Source organism: Pseudomonas sp. GCEP-101 (genome assembly GCF_025133575.1).
Taxonomy (GTDB): Bacteria; Pseudomonadota; Gammaproteobacteria; order Pseudomonadales; family Pseudomonadaceae; genus Pseudomonas; species Pseudomonas nitroreducens_B.
This window is the reverse complement of record NZ_CP104011.1, coordinates 1092552-1109878: the sequence shown is the minus strand read 5'-3', so window position 1 is coordinate 1109878 and position 17327 is coordinate 1092552. Positions and strand designations below refer to the sequence as shown.

The following is a 17327-nucleotide window of genomic DNA, read 5'->3' as shown; positions in this document are numbered from 1 at the left end:
ATGCGCCCGCTCGTCGCCCACGTCGATCTTGCCGCCATTCGCCACAATTACGCCCTCGCCAAGCGCTGTGCGCCCGGACGCGAAGCCTTCGCGGTGGTCAAGGCGAATGCCTACGGGCATGGCGCGCGGGAGGTGGTGAGCTGCCTGCACGACGAGGCCGATGGTTTTGCCGTGGCCTGCCTGGAGGAAGCCGCCGAGGTGCGCGCCCTGCACGCCGGCGCGCGCATCCTGCTGCTGGAGGGCTGCTTCGAGCCGGCGGAGTACCTGATCGCCGCACAACTGCGCCTGGACGTCGCGGTGCAAGGCCCCGAGCAGGCCCAGGCGCTGCTCGCCGCGCAGTTGCCCAGCGCGCTCAACGTGTGGATGAAGCTGGATTCGGGCATGCACCGCCTGGGCTTCTCGCCCGCAGCGCTGCGTGACTGGCATCCGCGTCTGCGCCAGGCGCCCCAGGTGGCCGAGCTGAACCTGATGAGCCACTTCGCCAATGCCGACCTGCGCGGCGACGAGCTGACCGAGGACCAGGTGGCCTGCTTCCTCAGCGTGCTGGACCTGGACTTCGACCTGCGCTCGCTGGCCAATTCCGCCGCCGTGCTGACCATTCCCGCCGCGCACATGGACTGGGTGCGGCCCGGCATCATGCTCTATGGCGCCACGCCCTTTGCCGACATCGGCGCCGCCGAACTGGGCCTGCGCCCGGCCATGAGCCTGGAGGCGCAGCTCATCGCGGTGCGCGAGGTCGCGGTGGGGGAGAGCGTCGGCTATGGCGCTACCTGGGTGGCCGAGCGGCCGTCGCGCATCGGCACCGTGAGTTGCGGCTACGCCGACGGGTACCCGCGGCACGCGCCCAGCGGCACGCCGCTGCTGGTGGATGGCCAGCGCGCGCCGCTGGCCGGGCGCGTGTCCATGGACATGCTGGCGGTGGACCTGACCGACCTTCCCGGCGCCGCCGTGGGCGATCGCGTCGAGCTGTGGGGCGCCAACCTGCCGGTGGATGAGGTCGCAGCCCACGCCGGGACCATCGGCTACGAGTTGCTGACCAAGGTCACCGCCCGCGTGCCACGCCGCTACCGCAGCTGATCAGGCGCGGTCTTCGCTTTCCAGCCGTTCGTTCTCCAGCCATTCTTTTTCCGGCCAGAGCTCGCTGGTTTCGCCGCCGGCCTCGCTGGCCATGGCGTAGGCCGCCCGGCCGTTGCCCTTCACGTCGTAGAGCGCCTGGTCGGCGGCCTTGTACAGCTTGCTGAACTGCATCGCGTGGCTGGGGTAGATGGCCACGCCGATGCTCGGCGTGACGCGCAGTTCCAGGTTGTCGAACTGCACCGGGCGCGACAGCTCGTTGAGGATGCGGCAGGCGATCTCCTTGGCGTGGCCCTCGGCATCCGGGCCTGCGATCAACGCCGCGAACTCGTCGCCGCCCAGGCGCGCCACGCAATCGCTGCCGCGCACGCACTGGCGCAGGCGATTGCCTACGTTCTGCAGCATGAAGTCGCCAGCATCGTGGCCGTGGCTGTCGTTGATCGGCTTGAAGTGGTCGAGGTCGATCAGCATCAGCGCCAGGGTTTCGCCATTCTGCTGGGCATTGGCCAGGGCGTGCTCGGCGTGCTCCACCAGGTAGCGCCGGTTCGGCAGGCCGGTCAGCGGGTCGTAATGCGCGGCGTGCTGCAGCTGGACTTCGCGCTCGCGCAGCAGCTGGTTGCTCTGGGTCAGTTCGGCGGTGCGCTCGGCCACGGCCTTGGCCAGGTCGTGCTGGGCGCTCTGCATCAGCGTCAGGCGCGCGCTCTTCTCCCGGTCCGCCTGTTCCAGCGCCTGCGCGCGCTCGCGTTTCAGGCCCTGGATGCGCGAGGTGAGGGCGAAGGAGAACAGGACCGACTCCATGGCCACGGCGATGGGGAAGACGTACGAGGTCAGCGGCGAGGGCTGCACCAGGCCGGTGGCGCGCAGCACGGAGACACTCACGCTGGTCAGCACCAGGCCGAAGCCGAGCAGGTAGAGGAAGGCCGGGAACGATCCCTGGCGCCAGCGCACCAGGGCGCCGCCCAGGGCCGCCGGCACGCCGATCAGGGTGATCACCACCAGCATCCAGCTGGCCACGCCGCGCAGGTGCAGGGCGCCGAGGACGATGGTCAGCAGGTACAGCGCGCAGTTCAGGTTCAGCAGCCAGTGCGACCAGCGCACGTGGCGGCGGGTCTGCAGCAGGGTGATGGTGAAGCGGTGCACGCACAGGCCCCAGAGCGAGGGCAGGGTGATGCGGTCCAGCCACCAGGGCACCGGATGGTCGGGCCAGAAGTACTCGAAGCCGTGGCCGCTCATCCCCAGGCTGAAGAGCAGGGCGCTGGCGGTCGTCAGCACGTACCAGAAGTACGCCGGGTCGCGCAGGGTCAGCAGGATGAACAGGTTGTACACCAGCAGGGCGGCGATCAGGCCGTAGATGAAGCCCAGGAACAGGCTGGTGTCGGCGCGGTGGTCCTGCAGGTCATCCAGCGACCAGATGCGCAGCGGGAAGGAGTTGCCCCCCGGATCGTAGACGCGGGCATACAGGCGAACCGGTCCGGTGCCCTCGGGCAGGTGGAAGACCGGGCGGCGGTAGTCGCGGTCGCGGCCCTGGGCGAAGGGCACGGCTTCGCCTGAACGGACTTCCCGGTAGGCGCCCGCGTCGTCGGGCAGGTACAGGCGCAGGTCCTGCAGGTTGACCGCGTCCACCTCCAGCCACCAGCCCCCCGGCGGCGACGTGCGGCGATCGAGATCCAGGCGCAGCCACCAGCCGCTGGGGCTTTGGCCGACGCTGGTGCGGCCGTTGGCGGGGACGAAGTCGCGGCTGCCACGCACGGCGTCCAGCGACAGCGGCCCCGCCTGTTCCTGGAGCAGTTCGAGGTGATCGTTGAGCCAGGCGCCGCTGGCCTTGTCGTCCAGTTCGAAGGCGAGCGCCGTGTGGCAGAACAGCAGGGTAAGCAACAGCACGAAAGCACGACGCACGACAGGCACTCCCTGGCCTTGGCCGGCTGGCCAGGCGTACTGCGGATAGTGGCTGAAGTATAGCCAGATGATGGCATTGGCAATCTACCGTCCGGTTGAATCGCCGGCCAATCCCCGTTAAATCTGAGCACGCTGGTCGAATTTGTACACTTTTTGTGCTATATTCCGCGCCCGCGTTTTTCCGCGATACCTACTTAGAGATACCCGGTGCCCGTGATGCAAGCCGCCAAACCGCTGTTCGACTATCCCAAGTTCTGGGCCGAGTGTTTCGGCCCGGCGCCGTTCCTGCCCATGAGCAAGGAAGAGATGGATCAGTTGGGTTGGGATTCCTGCGACATCATCATCGTCACCGGGGATGCCTACGTCGACCATCCGTCGTTCGGCATGGCCATCATCGGCCGCCTGCTGGAGGCCCAGGGCTTCCGCGTGGGCATCATCGCCCAGCCGGATTGGCGCTCGAAGGACGACTTCATGAAGCTCGGCCAGCCGAACCTGTTCTTCGGCGTGGCGGCGGGCAACATGGACTCGATGATCAACCGCTACACCGCGGACAAGAAGATCCGCAGCGACGACGCCTACACGCCGGGCGGCCTGGCCGGCAAGCGCCCGGACCGTGCCAGCCTGGTCTACAGCCAGCGCTGCAAGGAGGCCTACAGCGACACGCCGGTGGTGCTCGGTGGCATCGAGGCGTCGCTGCGCCGCATCGCCCACTACGACTACTGGCAGGACAAGGTGCGCCGTTCCATCCTGATGGACGCCACCGCCGACATCCTGCTGTACGGCAACGCCGAGCGCGCCGTGGTGGAGATTGCCCAGCGCCTGGCCGCCGGTGAGCGGGTCGAGCAGATCACCGACGTGCGCGGCACTGCCTTCGTGCGCCGCGACACCCCCGACGGCTGGTTCGAGGTGGACTCCACCCGCATCGACCGTCCGGGCAAGGTCGACAAGATCATCAACCCCTACGTGAACACCCAGGACACCGCCGCCTGCGCCATCGAGCAGGACAAGGGCCCGCAGGACGACCCCAACGAAGCCAAGGTGGTGCAGCTGCTGCCCAGCCCGAAGCTGACCCGCGAGCGCACGGTGATCCGCCTGCCGTCCTTCGAGAAGGTGCGCAACGACCCGGTGCTCTATGCCCACGCCAACCGCGTGCTGCACCTGGAGACCAACCCGGGCAACGCCCGCGCGCTGGTGCAGAAGCATGGCGAGGTGGACGTGTGGTTCAACCCGCCGCCCATCCCGATGAGCACCGAGGAAATGGACTACGTGTTCGGCATGCCGTACGCGCGCGTGCCGCACCCCGCGTACGGCAAGGAGAAGATCCCGGCCTACGAGATGATCCGTTTCTCGGTGAACATCATGCGCGGCTGCTTCGGTGGCTGCACCTTCTGCTCGATCACCGAGCACGAGGGGCGGATCATCCAGAACCGCTCCCACGAGTCGATCCTCGCCGAAATCGAGGAGATGAAGAAGGTGCCGGGCTTCACCGGCGTCGTCTCCGACCTGGGCGGCCCGACCGCCAATATGTACCGCATCGCCTGCAAGGACCCGGAGATCGAGCGTCACTGCCGCAAGCCGTCGTGCGTCTGGCCGGGCATCTGCGAGAACCTCAATACCGACCATTCCTCGCTTATCGAGCTGTACCGCAAGGCCCGCGCCCTGCCGGGCGTGAAGAAGATCCTGATCGCCTCCGGCCTGCGCTACGACCTCGCCGTGGAGTCGCCCGAGTACGTCAAGGAACTGGTGACGCACCACGTCGGCGGCTACCTGAAGATCGCCCCGGAGCACACCGAGGAAGGCCCGCTGTCGAAGATGATGAAGCCCGGCATCGGCACCTACGATGCCTTCAAGCGCATGTTCGAGAAGTTCTCCAAGGAGGCGGGCAAGGAGCAGTACCTGATCCCGTACTTCATCGCGGCGCACCCGGGCACCACCGACGAGGACATGATGAACCTCGCCCTGTGGCTCAAGCGCAACGGCTTCCGCGCGGACCAGGTGCAGGCGTTCTATCCCTCGCCCATGGCCAGCGCCACCGCCATGTATCACTCGGGCAAGAACCCGCTGCGCAAGGTCACCTACAAGAGCGACGGCGTGACCATCGTCAAGAGCGACCAGCAGCGCCGCCTGCACAAGGCCTTCCTGCGCTACCACGACCCCAAGGGCTGGCCGATGCTGCGCGAAGCACTGGAGCGCATGGGCCGCGCCGACCTGATCGGCAACGGCAAGCACCACCTGATCCCGACCTACCAGCCGCAGACCGACGAGTACCAGAGCGCGCGCCGCAAGAACTCCACCCCGGTCGGCAGCAAGAAGGCCGGCAAGCCGCTGCTGACCCAGCACACCGGCCTGCCGCCGCGCGCCAGCAATGGTTCCAAGCCGTGGAACAAGGCCGAGGAAGGCAAGGCCACCGGCTACGCCAAGGGCAAGAAGCGCACCACCAAGCGGCAGCCGAACATCCCGCGCTGAGTCGCGGTCAGCTGGGGGCGAGAAAAGGCGTGGCCGCTAGGCGGTCACGCCTTTTTGCTGGAAGAAGCCGACGTAGGCCTTGTCCACCTTGAGGATGTGGTGCGTCAGCCAGGCCTTGAGCAGTTCCAGCGCCTGCAGCGAGACCGCCTCGCCATCCTCGTGGCGGTACAGCAGGTCGATGATCTGCCGGTTGAAGCGATCATGCTCGGCCCGGTGCGCCTCCTCCTCCGGGTAGCCCAGGCGCTGGAACAGCACCTCCTCGACGATGAAATGGTTCATCGTGTATTCCACCAGTTGCTCCAGCAGTTCGCCGATGGGCGGGCCCTGGTCGTCCCTGCCTTGCAGCCGGTCATGCAGCGCATTGGTGAGGTCGACCAGCCAGCGGTGCTGTGCATCGATCCGCTCGATTCCGATGACGAACTCGTCGTTCCAGGGCATGAAGCTCATCCGTGCACTCCTTCGGGGGTGGAAGCGCAGATCATCCCGATCCGCCACCGCGAAACCGTGACGCCAATCAATCAAAGTGCGAAGTGTCTGAAGGGCTGGCGTGGCGCGGGATGTAGGAGTATTCTCGGGCTTAGTTGGTACGATAGTTCCATATCATAAGAACAAGACCGGAGCCCGCCATGCGTCTCGCCACCCTGTCCCTTCTCGCATTCTCCGTTGCCCTGGCCGCCTGCGGCGAAGGCGACAAGCCCACCGCCGCCGTCAGCGCCGATTTCCAGAAGGATCTGCAGGCCCGCCTGATCAAGGCCAAGGCGGGCGACGTGATCGACATTCCCGCCGGCACCTACCACCTGGATCGCAGCCTGAGCCTGAAGGTCGATGGGGTGACCATCCGCGGCGCTGGCATGGACAAGACCATCCTGAGCTTCAAGAACCAGAAGGCCGGCGCCGAAGGGCTGTTCGTCGACGCCTCCGACTTCACCCTGGAGAACCTCGCCATCGAAGACACCAAGGGCGACGGCCTGAAGGTCATCGGCGGCAAGAACATCGTCATCCGCAACATCCGCACCGAGTGGACCAATGGCGCCTCCACCGAGAATGGCGGCTACGGCATCTACCCGGTACAGACCGAGAACACCCTGCTCGAAGGCAACGTCGCCATCGGCGCCTCGGACTCGGGCATCTACGTCGGCCAGTCGCGCAACGTGATCGTTCGCAACAACCGCGCCGAGCGCAACGTCGCCGGCATCGAGATCGAGAACACCATTGGCGCCGACGTCTACAACAACGTCGCCACCGACAACACCGGCGGCATCCTCGTCTTCAACATGCCCAACCTGCAGCAGCCGGGGCGCGGCACCCGCGTCTTCGACAACGACGTGCAGGGCAACAACCACGAGAACTTCGGCCACAAGGGCACGCCGGTGGCCAGCGTGCCGGCCGGCTCCGGCGTGGTGGTGAACTCCAACGACGACGTGGAGATCTTCAACAACAAGATCGGCAACCACAAAACCGCCAACGTCATCATCAGCAGCTACTTCAGCACCAACTACTCGGACAAGGCCACGCAGCCGAACTTCGACCCCTATCCCGAAGGCATCTTCATCCACGGCAACACCTTCGGCCCGGGCGGCGACAGCCCCGATCACCTGGAGCTGAAAGCCCTCAAGGTCGCCCAGTTCGGCCTGACCGGGCGCCTGCCGGACATCCTCTGGGACGGCTACTTCAACGACAAGAAACTGGTCGACGGCAAGCTGCCCGAGGCCCTGGCCATCTGCATCGACAACGGCAACGCCGGCATCGTCAACGTCGATGGCCCCAACGGCTACAAGAACATCAGCACCGACATGAGCAGCCACCGCTGCAAGCTCAAGCCGCTGCCGAAGATCGAACAGGCCGGCCTGGGTGAGAAGGGCAACAAGGCATGATGAAACCCGCTTCGTTCCTGGTGTCGCTCGCCCTGGCCGTTGCCCTGGCCGGGTGCGGGCAGCAGAGCAAGCCGCGTTACCAGCCCGAAGGCGACGACTACCCGGAAACGCTCAGCGGCTGGGGCATGCTGCACCTGGCCGACGGCCACCTGACGCCCGCCGTCGAGGTGCTGCCCTACGATCTCAACACCCCGCTGTTCACCGACTACGCGCACAAGCTGCGCACCGTGTGGATGCCCGAAGGCCAGGCTGCGCAGTACGCCGAGGAGCGCTTCGACTACCCCGTCGGCACCGTGCTGACCAAGACCTTCTATTACCCGAAGGACGCCCAGGGCAACCTGCTGCAGAACAGCCAGGACGACCGCGACCCCAAGGCCGGGCTCGACCTGGCCCGGGTGCACCTGGTGGAAACCCGTGTACTGGTGCGGCAGAAGGGCGGTTGGACGGCGTTGCCCTACGTGTGGAATGCCGACCAGAGCGAAGCGACCCTGGAACTGGCCGGCGACAGCCCGGCGCTGGAGTTGACCGCCGCGGATGGCAGGAAGACCGCCTTCACCTACATGGTCCCAGACGCCAACCAGTGCTCCGAATGTCACGCCGAACAGAAGGGCGGCGGCATCGCCCCGCTCGGGCCCAAGGCCCGGCACCTGAACAAGGACTTCGCCTACGCCGAAGGCAGCGACAACCAGCTGCAGCACTGGCAGGCGCGCGGCTTCCTCAAGGACCTGCCGGCGCTGACGCAGGTGCCGCAGAACGCGCTGTGGGGCCATCCGCGCGAGGGTGAAACGCTGGAGAAACAGGCGCGCAGCTACCTCGATGCCAACTGCTCGCACTGCCACAACCCCAGGGGCGCCGCGCGAACCTCCGGCCTCTACCTCGACCCGCACACGCCGGTCTCCATTGCCTACGGCGTCTGCAAACCGCCGGTGGCCGCGGGCGGTGGCACGGGCGGGCGGCTGGAGGACATCCACCCCGGCAGCCCGCAGAAGTCCGTGCTCAGCTACCGCGTCGGCAGCGACAAGCCGGGCGACATGATGCCCGAGCTGGGTCGTGCCCTGGTGCACCACGAAGGGCTGGAAATGCTCGACCGCTGGATCGCCTCGCTGCCCGGCGACTGCTGATGGAAACGGCCCGGAGCCCGCCAGGGCTCTGGGCTGCGTGCTGCACCGAGCAAACGGCCAGGGGCGTGCTAGCGTTCATCTGGTCCCTTTCTCTCGCAGGTGCGCTTCCATGGACGATACGAACATCATCAATGTGGGTACGGAGAAGATCAACGCACTGTGGGCGACGGTTTCGCAGTACGCGCTCGCCTTCGGTGTGAAGATCATTGTCGCCATCCTCTTCTGGGTGCTCGGCCGCTGGCTGATCAGCTTCGCCGTCAACATGGTCGAAAAGGCCCTGGCCCGACAGAGCGTCGACCCCACCGTTCTGCGCTACGTCGGCTCTTTCATCACCGTCACCCTGAACATCCTCCTGGTCGTCGGCATCCTCGGCTACTTCGGCGTGCAGACCACCAGCCTCGCCGCGCTGATCGCCGCCATCGGCCTGGCCATCGGCATGGCCTGGTCCGGCCTGCTGGCCAACCTCGCCGCCGGCGGCTTCATCATCGTCCTGCGGCCGTTCAAGGTCGGCGACTTCGTCTCCGCCGGCGGTGTCACCGGCACCGTGAAGGAAATCGGCCTGTTCGCCACCGCCATCAACACCCCGGACAACGTCCTGACGCTGGTGGGCAACAACAAGATCTTCGGCGACACCATCCAGAACTTCAGCCACAACACCTTCCGCCGCGTAGACCTCAAGGCGCAGCTCTCCGGCGCCGCTGACTACCAGGCCGCCGCGGCAGTACTCAAGCAGCGCATCGCGGCGATCCCCAATGTGCTGAGCGACCCGCCGGTGGACGTGGAAATCCTCGAATTCAACCTGGTCGGCCCGGTACTCGCGGTGCGCCCGTACTGCCACAACGACAACTACTGGCAGGTCTACTTCGACACCAACCGCACCATCAAGGAAGCCCTGGGCACCGACTTCCCGGCACCAATGCCGGCACAGACGGTGATCGTGCAGCAGTCGGGGAATGGTTGAGGCTTACGCGCCCATGCAAAAGGCCACCGGTAGGTGGCCTTTTCTTTTTCCGGCGTGGCCCGCTGGGGCGGATGGCGGGCTGAACGCATGAGGCGCGTCGTACTTCGGACGCCGTCCTAGTTGCACGCTCGATCCCGGTCGGCTGGCGGATTTTTCCCTAACTTCTCCCAGCCATCGTCTGGCTGACTGCTCCGCTACACGGCTTGCACTCTGAGTGTCTACCCCCGGCGAGGCACGAGCATGGATGGCGGCAAGCGCAGTGAAGGATTCACCCTGGTGGAGGTGCTGGTTTCGGTGCTGATCCTCGGCATCGGTTTGCTGGGGATGGCGGGGCTGCAGAATGCTGGGATTGCCGCTGGCTACAGCGCGCTGCATCGCTCCCAGGCCTCCTGGCTGGCCGGCGAGATGGCCGATCTGCTGCGCGCCAATCCGGACGCCGCCCGCGCGGGGGCCTATGACACGGGCTTCGCCGAGGTAGCAGGCGGATGCCCGAAAGCAGCCGGCTCGACGCGGGCGCAACTCGACCTCGGCCAGTGGTTGGCCGCGGTCTGCGAGACGCTCGGCGGGACGGGCAGCGGCTCGGTGCAAGTGAGCCGCAGCGGGGAGTTGTTCAGCGCGCTGATCTCCGTCCGCTGGAACGATCGCCGCGCCCGTGACCGCTTGGAAGCGCCGGGCGATGGTCGGGAGACGTTCGTCTATCGGGCAGGGCTGTGACATGCGCCAGCGCGGGCTGTCGCTGGTGGAGCTGCTGGTCGCCACGGCGCTCGGCCTGCTGCTCCTGGCGGGTGTCATTCAGGTCGTCCTGAGCAGCAAGCGCAGCTATCAGGCCAGCGTGGCCCTGGCCGAACTGCAGGAGACCGGGCGCTTCGCGCTGGAAGCCATGGCGCAGGACCTGCGCAGCGCCGGCTTCACGGGGGCCTGCCCAGGCGGGCTGGTCAACGCCTGTGGAGCAGAAGGTGCGCTGTTCGCACTGGAGCAATCCGGCATCGAGGGGTATGCCCCCGGCATGTCGGCTGCCGCCTGGGTGCCGGCCGGGCGCTTGGCCAATACCGACGCGTTGCTGCTGCGCCTCGCCTCCGCTTCGACCGTCGAGACGAAATCGATTGCTGGCAATCGCCTGACACTCGCCGCAGGCAGTGTGGTGGCTGGGGCTGTCTACCTGCTCAGCGACCAACAGTCCTGCCTGCTGATGCGCAATGCCGGCAACGCATCGAGCCTGCTTGCGGATCGTTCGCTGGAGCACTTCCTGGCCCCTGCCACGCGGGTCTACCCCTACCGCTACGCCATCTACTGGGTGCGTCGCAACGACGATGGAACGACAGGGCTGTTCGTCACTGAAAACAGCGACAACCTCGACAAGCAGACCAGTGAACTGGTGACCGGCGTCGCCGGCATGAGCCTGCGCTACGGCGTAGCGGGGGCGAACAGTGAGGTGGTGTCGACCTACAAGGCAGCCAGGGAAATGGCGGCCGGGGATTGGCCGCGGGTGCGCACGGTGCGCGTCAGCCTGCTGTTGCAGAGCCAGGCCCGTGACGTTGACGAGGCGCCTGCATCGTTAGCGTTCGACGGCCGGACCCTGGCACCTAACGCGGAGCGCAGGCTGCGCCTGGTGATGGGCAGCACCATCGCGCTGCGGAACCTCCCGCCATGACGAGGCGCCGTTCGATGTCCCGAGGATCAGCGCGCGGCGCGGTGTTGCTGGTGTCGCTGGTCATGCTGGTGCTGCTCACCCTCGTCGGTCTGGCGGGCATGCGCATGGTGCAGTTGGAGGAGCGCATGGCCGGCAATCTGCGTGATCGGCAGGGCGCACTGCAGGCGGCGGAAGTGGCGCTGCGCGCGGGCGAGGCGGCGGCCCGCGATATCCGCCGGCGTGGCGGCGTCGAGGCGTCCGCTTACGACACCGATGGCGTCGTCGTTGGCTTTGCCGAAGGCGCGGCGGCGCCGGTGTACCGGCTGCGCTTCCTGCGCTGGCTGCCCAGCGACGGTCTGGAGGTCGGCAAGGGCGCGGCGGCCAACGGCGTGGCCATCGAGGTGCGCGCGACCGGCTTCGGCGCACGCCGACAGCCGTCGGGTGCGCCGATCTCCAGCGTTCGCGTGAACAGCATCTACTTCATCCGGTGACGGCAAACAGGAGGTGGTGGTGAAATTCGCAAGTCTGTGCGCCGTATTACTCGGGGCCATCCTGGCGTGCCCGCTCCGCGCGGCGCCGGTCAGCCAGGTTCCGCTGCAGGTCGCCAGCGGTGCGCCGGGCAATCTGTTGCTGTTGCCGTCCTCGGCTGAGGCGGCGCAGGCGGCGGCCGCGAATCCGAGCGCCACGTATTCTGCCGGGGAGCGCTACATCGGTTACTTCGACCCGGACAAGTGCTACGTCTACCGCCGGGGCGAGGCCGAGGCGGAACGCTACTTTCAACCCCTCGGCCCGGCCCTGGCCCATGTCTGCCGGCAGGCGTGGAGCGGCAACTTCCTCAACTGGGCAACGGCGCAGACGATCGATGTCTACCGTGCGGTCCTGACCGGCGGCGACCGCTTCCTCGACAGCGCTGGGCTGACGGTGCTGCAGAAGGGACGGAGCCCGCCAACGTCGGTGGCATTCCCGGATCGCAGCCTGCCGCTGGACGCGGTGGCTGGAGCCACGCCGTTTTCCGGCAGTAGTCTGCACCTGCGCATCGCCGGGCAGGAGCGCAGCCTGCTGCTCAGCCGCAGCGCTGATTTTCCCGCTGAGCCGCAGGAGTTGCTGCCCGGCGAGCCGTTGCAGCCGGCGATGACCTACCGGCTGCCGGTACGCGTGCAGGTGTGCCTTGCCGGTCAGCTGGAGCGCAACTGCCAGCGCTACGGCGAGCACTACAAGCCCGAAGGGCTGCTGCAACAGTACGCGGAGCGCCTGCGTTTCAGTGTCTTCGGCCGGGACGGGCAGGCGGCGGGCGATCTGCTGCGCGCCCCGCAACGGTTCGTCGGCCCCTGGTTGGCGGATGGGCAAGACAATCCGCAGAAAGAGTGGTCGGCGCAGACCGGGGTATTCCTGGCGCGGCAGACAGGGGGCATCACGCAGCTCAACCGCTTCGACGAATCCGGGCTGCGGCCGTTCGATGAGTTGGGCGATTTGCTGCAGGCCGCGGCGCGCTACCTGCGTCATGTGGATGGTCATGCCGATCCGCTCACCTTCGCCTGCCAGCGCAACGCCATTCTCGGGGTGGGCGGCGCGGGGGCGGGTGAGCCTGGCACGAGCCTGCTCGGCTCGGCTGATCCGGAAACGGCCCAGGCGGCGCAGCGGGTCGCACGGATGCACGGCAGTGCGGGCTCTGCTGCCGCACTGGCCCTGGCGGGGCTGGCCTATGACGCCCATGTGCGCGATCTGCGCCCGGACCTGCCGGGCCGGCAAAGTGCTTCGACCTATTGGCTGGCGGCTTCGCATGAGGTCGCCGGGCAGGGGAGCGGCCTCTGGCTGGCGACCCAGTACGGCGGGTTTGCCATGCCGCGCGGCTACACCCTCGAACGCACGTCACCGCTGCCGGAAACCTGGTGGAAGGCGGCGAATGGTTTGCCTGCCCATCTGCTGACGCTCGCCGACCCCGAGCGGCTGCGCGATGAGTTGAAACAGGCCTTCGCCGAAACGGCAGACGATCAGCCCAGGAGCATCGGCCGGTTCACTGCAGGCCTCCAGCCCGGCGAGTACTTCAGCGCACTGTTGGAGGGGCGGCACTGGAGCGGCGACCTGCAGCTCTGGCGTGAGGGCGAGCGGCAGCCGCAGTGGTCGGCGGCGCAGCAGCTGGACGCGTTGAGCGAAGCGCAGCTGGCGGGGCGCAACCTGCTTACGGCGCGGCCCGCCACGGCCGGGGCGGATGGCGCGCTGATCGCCCGTGAGGGCATGCCCTTCGACTGGAGCGCCTTGAACGATGAGCAACGCCGCAGGCTCGGCGCCGTGCAGGGCGAATCGCTGCTGGCGTACCTGCGCGGGTCGCGCCTGCAGGAGCGCCGTGAATCCGGCAGCCCATCGCCATTCCGCCTGCGGGCCAGCCGGTTGGGGGATATCGTTGGATCGCAGCCGGTGCACGCCTGGCACGATCCGCAGCCCTACGCCGAGTTGCCCGAGCCGCAGGGCAGCAGCTACCGCGCCTTTCTTGCCAGTGCGCTCTTCCAGCAACGCGCGCCGCTGGTGGCGGTGGGCGCCAACGACGGCATGCTGCACGGCTTCGACGCGCGGGACGGGCGCGAATTGTTTGGCTACGTGCCGGTGGCGGTGCTGGGGCATCTGCGTGAGCTGGCCGAGCCCGGCTACGCACACCGTTATTACGTCGATGGCTCGCCGGCCGTGGGCAATGCCTGGATCGGCGGGCAATGGCGAACCTTGCTGGTGGGCGCCACTGGTGCCGGTGGCCACAGCGTGTTCGCCCTGGACGTGACCGACCCGGAGCGGGTAGGCGCCGGCAGCGTGCTCTGGGAGTTCAGTCATGCAGACCTCGGCTACACGCTGGGGCGGCCGGTTCTGGTGGCCCTGGCGTCGGGCAAGTTCGTGGTGGCGGTGTCGTCGGGCGCCAAGGACCCGCCAACGCGCGGCGGGGATATCTGGCTGCTCGATGCGGCGGACGGCCATGTGCTCAAGCGCATTTCTCTACCCGATGCCGGCGACCTCGGGCCGGTGACGGCGATCAGCAGCCTGGGTGGCGTAACCGCCAATCGACTGTACGTCGGCGACAGCCTGGGCAATCTCTGGCGGGTCGACCTGGCGGGCGAGGAGGGCGGCGAGTCGGCGATCACGCCGTCGCTGGCCGGCAAGCCGCTGTTCCGCGCGCTGGCGCCGGATGGCAGCCCGCAGGCGATCAGTGCGCCGGTGACGGCGGCGCTGGACCGCAGTGGCCAGGTGCGGGTGCTGTTGGGCAGCGGGCGTTTCTATCGCGTGGGGGATGACGAAGCCTCCGCAAACACCGAGACCTTGTATGGCGTGCTCGATGATGGCCGGCCCATCGCCGGACGGGCCAGTCTTCGTTCCGTGCCGGTTGTTGCGGACGAGCGCGCGGTGCGGGGCTGGTACCTGGATCTGCCGGCGGATGGCTCGCGCCTGGTGGAGCAGCCGCAGGCCCGCGACGGGAGGTGGGTACTGTTCAACCTGATGGCGCCAGGAGCCGACCCCTGCGCCGACCCGCTCGTGCATGCGTGGATGATCCTCGACCTTGGCTCCGGAGAACGGCTGGCGGCGCGTTTGCCGTCGCCCAACGACGACCTGGCGCAGCCGGCGGGTGCCGTGCTGCTCCAGGCTGACCCGGGCGGCACTTGGCGCATCCTCGGGGTGGATCGCGACGGCCGGCCGCATAGCGAGGCCGTCGACCTGCCCAAGGGCGGCGGGCGCAAGGCCTGGTGGGAGTCGCGATGAGGCGGATGGGCGGTTTTACCCTGGTGGAGCTGCTGGTTGGCCTGTGCCTGATGGGTATCCTGCTGGGCATCGCCGTGCCGACCTATCAGGAGCACATCCAGCGCGTGCGCCGGGTGGATGCGCAGAAGTCGCTGGTGGAGCTGGCGCAAGCGCTGGAGCGCTTCTACACCAGCCGCGGGACCTATGTGGGCGCCACGCTGGCGTTCGACCAGTCGCCCCGGGAGGCGGCGAAAGCGTTCTACCGCCTGGGCTTCGCCAGTGGCCCTGACGAGTCGGGCTATGTGCTGCAGGCGGTGCCGGTCGGCGCGATGGCGCAGGATGCCTGCGGGATGCTGACGCTGGCCAGCAGCGGGCTCCGTGGCGCGGCCATGGAGCGCTGCTGGTAACGGATCAGGTGGGCGTGCGGTCCACCCATTTCGGCGCGGCCAGGGGCTTCCAGGCGGCCAGGGCACTGACCAGTTCGGCCGGCGAGGCGGCGCGTTGCAGCATGTCGCGGTGCGGCTGGCGCACGAAGCGCTCCTGCACCAGGTGGTCGAGGAAGGTCAGCAGCGGGTCGAAGAAACCGTTCACTTCCAGCAGGCCCAGCGGCTTGGCGTGGTAGCCCAGCTGGCCCCAGGTCCACACCTCGAACAGCTCTTCGAGGGTACCCAGGCCGCCCGGCAGGGCGATGAAGGCGTCGCTCAGCTCGGCCATGCGCGCCTTGCGCGCGTGCATGCCGTCCACCACTTCCAGGCGCGTGAGGCCGTTATGCCCGACTTCGGCGTCCTTCAGGCTCTGCGGGATGATGCCGATGACCTCGCCGCCGGCGGCCAAAGCGGCATTGGCGACCATGCCCATCAGCCCCACGGCGCCGCCGCCGTAGACCAGCTGGATGCCATTCTCGGCGAGGTGGCGGCCCAGGGCTTCGGCAGCTTCCTGGTAGATCGGGGTGGCGCCGGGGCTGGCGCCGCAGAATACGCAGATGGAACGCAAGGTCATGGCTGTCCTCGTGGTGCAGGCCGGGTTGTGCAGGCCGACAGGTTACCGGTTGCGAGGAGGGCGACCAAGCCGAAATCAGTCGCGCTGGCAGCCACCGCCGGAGGCGCCCAAGGCGTAGCAGGCGAGGAGACTTTGTAACAGAGCAAGACGGTGCATGGCGCGAACTCCTGTTGGGCCGGGGGATGGGGTCTATGCTAGGCGGGGTGCGCTGTTCTGCCTCGTTGATTGCGCTGATCGGCCTGATAGACAGTTCAAGGCTTCGCACGTGGCGGAACGCCACTTGATGCAGATCAGGGGAACCCCGATCGCGTTCGGGCAGTCTTCCCCTTCAGGATTCTCCGCCCAACCTGCCTAGGAGGCATGTCATGTTCCGTAAACTCGCCGCTGTATCCCTGCTTGGCCTGTTCAGTGCCCCGCTGCTGGCCGCCGAATGCTCCGTGGACATCCAGGGCAACGACCAGATGCAGTTCAGCACCAACGCCATCACCGTGGACAAGAGCTGCAAGACCTTCACCGTGAACCTCTCCCACCCGGGCAGCCTGCCGAAGAACGTCATGGGCCATAACTGGGTGCTGACCACCGCCGCCGACATGCAGGGCGTGGTGACCGATGGCATGGCCGCCGGTCTGGACAAGAACTACATCAAGGATGGCGACACCCGCGTGATCGCCCACACCAAGATCATCGGCTCCGGCGAGAAGGACTCGGTGACCTTCGATGTGTCCAAGCTCAAGGCTGGCGACGAATACGCCTTCTTCTGCTCCTTCCCGGGCCACTCGGCCATGATGAAGGGCACGCTGGCCGTGAAGTGATCCGGCTTTCTTCGGAAGTTGGCTGATCGAGAAAGCCCGACCCTTGGTCGGGCTTTTTCTTTCACGGTTTTTATTTCATAAATGGGAGTCGAGTGTTGCGTGGTTGAAATCGAAACGGGGGACCCATGTACCACGGTGAACGCTTCAACGCCTGGACCCACCTGATCGGCGCCGTGCTGGCGCTGGTGGGCGGCATCTGGCTGCTGGTGTCGACCAGCCTGGTGGGCGAGCCGCTGCGCATCGTCAGCGTGGCGGTGTACGGCACGACACTGACCCTGCTCTACAGCATCTCGACGCTCTACCACAGCGTGCGCGGGCGGGCGAAGGTGATCCTGCGCAAGCTCGATCACCTCTCGATCTACCTGCTGATCGCCGGCAGCTACACGCCCTTTTGCCTGGTGACGCTGCGGGGGCCCTGGGGCTGGACGCTGTTCGGCATCGTCTGGACGATGGCGGTGATCGGCATGCTGCAGGAGATCAAGCCGCGCTCCGAGGCGCGGGTGCTGTCGATCATCATTTATGCGGTGATGGGCTGGATCGTGCTGATCGCGGTCGGGCCGCTGTACCGCGCGCTGGGCGGCGCGGGCTTCGCCTGGCTGGTGGGCGGCGGCGCCTGCTACACCATCGGCATTATCTTCTTCGCCTATGACAGCCGCTTCCGCCACTGGCACGGCATCTGGCACCTGTTCGTGATCGCCGGCAGCCTGCTGCACTTCATCGCCATCTGGCGCTACGTCATTCCCCAGCACTGAACCCAGGCGGCGCGGGATCGCTCCC

15 protein-coding genes are annotated in these 17327 nt (G+C 67.3%); 12 read left to right on the top strand and 3 right to left on the bottom strand.

Annotated elements, in window-relative coordinates:
- Positions 1-1077 (top strand): alanine racemase, encoded by a 1077-nt coding sequence (alr, locus tag N0B71_RS05145; protein WP_259757642.1) that lies wholly within the window; start codon positions 1-3, stop codon positions 1075-1077.
- On the opposite strand, the gene N0B71_RS05140 is transcribed toward alr, so the two are convergent.
- Positions 1078-2970, bottom strand: a complete 1893-nt coding sequence (locus N0B71_RS05140; protein ID WP_259757641.1) for a GGDEF domain-containing protein — start codon at positions 2968-2970, stop codon at positions 1078-1080.
- A 216-nt stretch (positions 2971-3186) separates the two neighbouring features.
- Here N0B71_RS05140 and N0B71_RS05135 point away from each other — a divergent pair, with 216 nt between their 5' ends.
- Positions 3187-5436, top strand: a complete 2250-nt coding sequence (locus tag N0B71_RS05135) for a YgiQ family radical SAM protein (RefSeq protein ID WP_259757640.1) — start codon at positions 3187-3189, stop codon at positions 5434-5436.
- A 36-nt stretch (positions 5437-5472) separates the two neighbouring features.
- Here the strand turns inward: N0B71_RS05135 and N0B71_RS05130 are convergent, their stop codons facing one another.
- Positions 5473-5883 carry a bacteriohemerythrin gene (locus tag N0B71_RS05130; protein WP_259757639.1) on the bottom strand — a complete coding sequence of 137 codons (411 nt, stop codon included), beginning with the start codon at positions 5881-5883 and terminating at the stop codon, positions 5473-5475.
- A gap of 179 nt (positions 5884-6062) precedes the next feature.
- Here N0B71_RS05130 and N0B71_RS05125 point away from each other — a divergent pair, with 179 nt between their 5' ends.
- From N0B71_RS05125 to N0B71_RS05090, 8 genes are all read left to right on the top strand, one after another.
- Positions 6063-7310 (top strand): parallel beta-helix domain-containing protein, encoded by a 1248-nt coding sequence (locus tag N0B71_RS05125; RefSeq protein WP_259757637.1) that lies wholly within the window; start codon positions 6063-6065, stop codon positions 7308-7310.
- Entirely contained in the window at positions 7310-8431 is a 1122-nt protein-coding gene (locus tag N0B71_RS05120) for an SO2930 family diheme c-type cytochrome (protein ID WP_259759480.1), read from the top strand. The genes N0B71_RS05125 and N0B71_RS05120 overlap by 1 nt, the downstream gene beginning before the upstream one ends.
- Before the next feature lie 109 nt (positions 8432-8540).
- On the top strand, positions 8541-9392 hold the full coding sequence (locus tag N0B71_RS05115) for a mechanosensitive ion channel family protein (RefSeq protein WP_259757636.1): 852 nt from the start codon (positions 8541-8543) through the stop codon (positions 9390-9392).
- A 240-nt stretch (positions 9393-9632) separates the two neighbouring features.
- The gene (pilV, locus tag N0B71_RS05110; protein WP_259757635.1) at positions 9633-10106 is read left to right on the top strand and encodes a type IV pilus modification protein PilV; all 474 of its coding nucleotides are present in this window, start codon (positions 9633-9635) and stop codon (positions 10104-10106) included.
- Between the two features lies 1 nt (position 10107).
- Complete coding sequence (locus N0B71_RS05105; protein WP_259757634.1) at positions 10108-11043, top strand: PilW family protein; 936 nt, start codon at positions 10108-10110, stop codon at positions 11041-11043.
- A 14-nt stretch (positions 11044-11057) separates the two neighbouring features.
- On the top strand, positions 11058-11513 hold the full coding sequence (locus tag N0B71_RS05100) for a pilus assembly PilX family protein (RefSeq protein WP_259757633.1): 456 nt from the start codon (positions 11058-11060) through the stop codon (positions 11511-11513).
- A gap of 19 nt (positions 11514-11532) precedes the next feature.
- Positions 11533-14760: a pilus assembly protein gene (locus tag N0B71_RS05095; protein WP_259757632.1), complete on the top strand. Its 3228-nt coding sequence runs from the start codon at positions 11533-11535 to the stop codon at positions 14758-14760.
- Positions 14757-15146, top strand: coding sequence for a type IV pilin protein (locus N0B71_RS05090; RefSeq protein ID WP_259757631.1), 390 nt, complete (start codon positions 14757-14759; stop codon positions 15144-15146). The genes N0B71_RS05095 and N0B71_RS05090 overlap by 4 nt, the downstream gene beginning before the upstream one ends.
- 4 nt (positions 15147-15150) lie before the next feature.
- Here N0B71_RS05090 and N0B71_RS05085 read toward each other — a convergent pair whose 3' ends face one another.
- Complete coding sequence (locus N0B71_RS05085; RefSeq protein WP_259757629.1) at positions 15151-15738, bottom strand: TIGR00730 family Rossman fold protein; 588 nt, start codon at positions 15736-15738, stop codon at positions 15151-15153.
- 365 nt (positions 15739-16103) lie between these two features.
- Here N0B71_RS05085 and azu point away from each other — a divergent pair, with 365 nt between their 5' ends.
- Positions 16104-16550 (top strand): azurin, encoded by a 447-nt coding sequence (gene azu / locus N0B71_RS05080; RefSeq protein ID WP_259757627.1) that lies wholly within the window; start codon positions 16104-16106, stop codon positions 16548-16550.
- Between the two features lie 125 nt (positions 16551-16675).
- Complete coding sequence (gene trhA, locus N0B71_RS05075; protein WP_259757625.1) at positions 16676-17302, top strand: PAQR family membrane homeostasis protein TrhA; 627 nt, start codon at positions 16676-16678, stop codon at positions 17300-17302.
- The last annotated feature ends 25 nt before the right edge of the window (positions 17303-17327 follow it).

What these genes read in the sequence shown, in the direction of transcription:
- alr (WP_259757642.1), top strand. Translation starts at nt 1, where the DNA reads ATGCGCCCGCTCGTCGCCCACGTCGATCTTGCCGCCATTCGCCACAAT.
- N0B71_RS05135 (WP_259757640.1), top strand. Translation starts at nt 3,187, where the DNA reads ATGCAAGCCGCCAAACCGCTGTTCGACTATCCCAAGTTCTGGGCCGAG.
- N0B71_RS05130 (WP_259757639.1), bottom strand. Translation starts at nt 5,883, where the DNA reads ATGAGCTTCATGCCCTGGAACGACGAGTTCGTCATCGGAATCGAGCGG.
- N0B71_RS05125 (WP_259757637.1), top strand. Translation starts at nt 6,063, where the DNA reads ATGCGTCTCGCCACCCTGTCCCTTCTCGCATTCTCCGTTGCCCTGGCC.
- N0B71_RS05120 (WP_259759480.1), top strand. Translation starts at nt 7,310, where the DNA reads ATGAAACCCGCTTCGTTCCTGGTGTCGCTCGCCCTGGCCGTTGCCCTG.
- N0B71_RS05115 (WP_259757636.1), top strand. Translation starts at nt 8,541, where the DNA reads ATGGACGATACGAACATCATCAATGTGGGTACGGAGAAGATCAACGCA.
- pilV (WP_259757635.1), top strand. Translation starts at nt 9,633, where the DNA reads ATGGATGGCGGCAAGCGCAGTGAAGGATTCACCCTGGTGGAGGTGCTG.
- N0B71_RS05105 (WP_259757634.1), top strand. Translation starts at nt 10,108, where the DNA reads ATGCGCCAGCGCGGGCTGTCGCTGGTGGAGCTGCTGGTCGCCACGGCG.
- N0B71_RS05100 (WP_259757633.1), top strand. Translation starts at nt 11,058, where the DNA reads ATGTCCCGAGGATCAGCGCGCGGCGCGGTGTTGCTGGTGTCGCTGGTC.
- N0B71_RS05090 (WP_259757631.1), top strand. Translation starts at nt 14,757, where the DNA reads ATGAGGCGGATGGGCGGTTTTACCCTGGTGGAGCTGCTGGTTGGCCTG.
- N0B71_RS05085 (WP_259757629.1), bottom strand. Translation starts at nt 15,738, where the DNA reads ATGACCTTGCGTTCCATCTGCGTATTCTGCGGCGCCAGCCCCGGCGCC.
- azu (WP_259757627.1), top strand. Translation starts at nt 16,104, where the DNA reads ATGTTCCGTAAACTCGCCGCTGTATCCCTGCTTGGCCTGTTCAGTGCC.
- trhA (WP_259757625.1), top strand. Translation starts at nt 16,676, where the DNA reads ATGTACCACGGTGAACGCTTCAACGCCTGGACCCACCTGATCGGCGCC.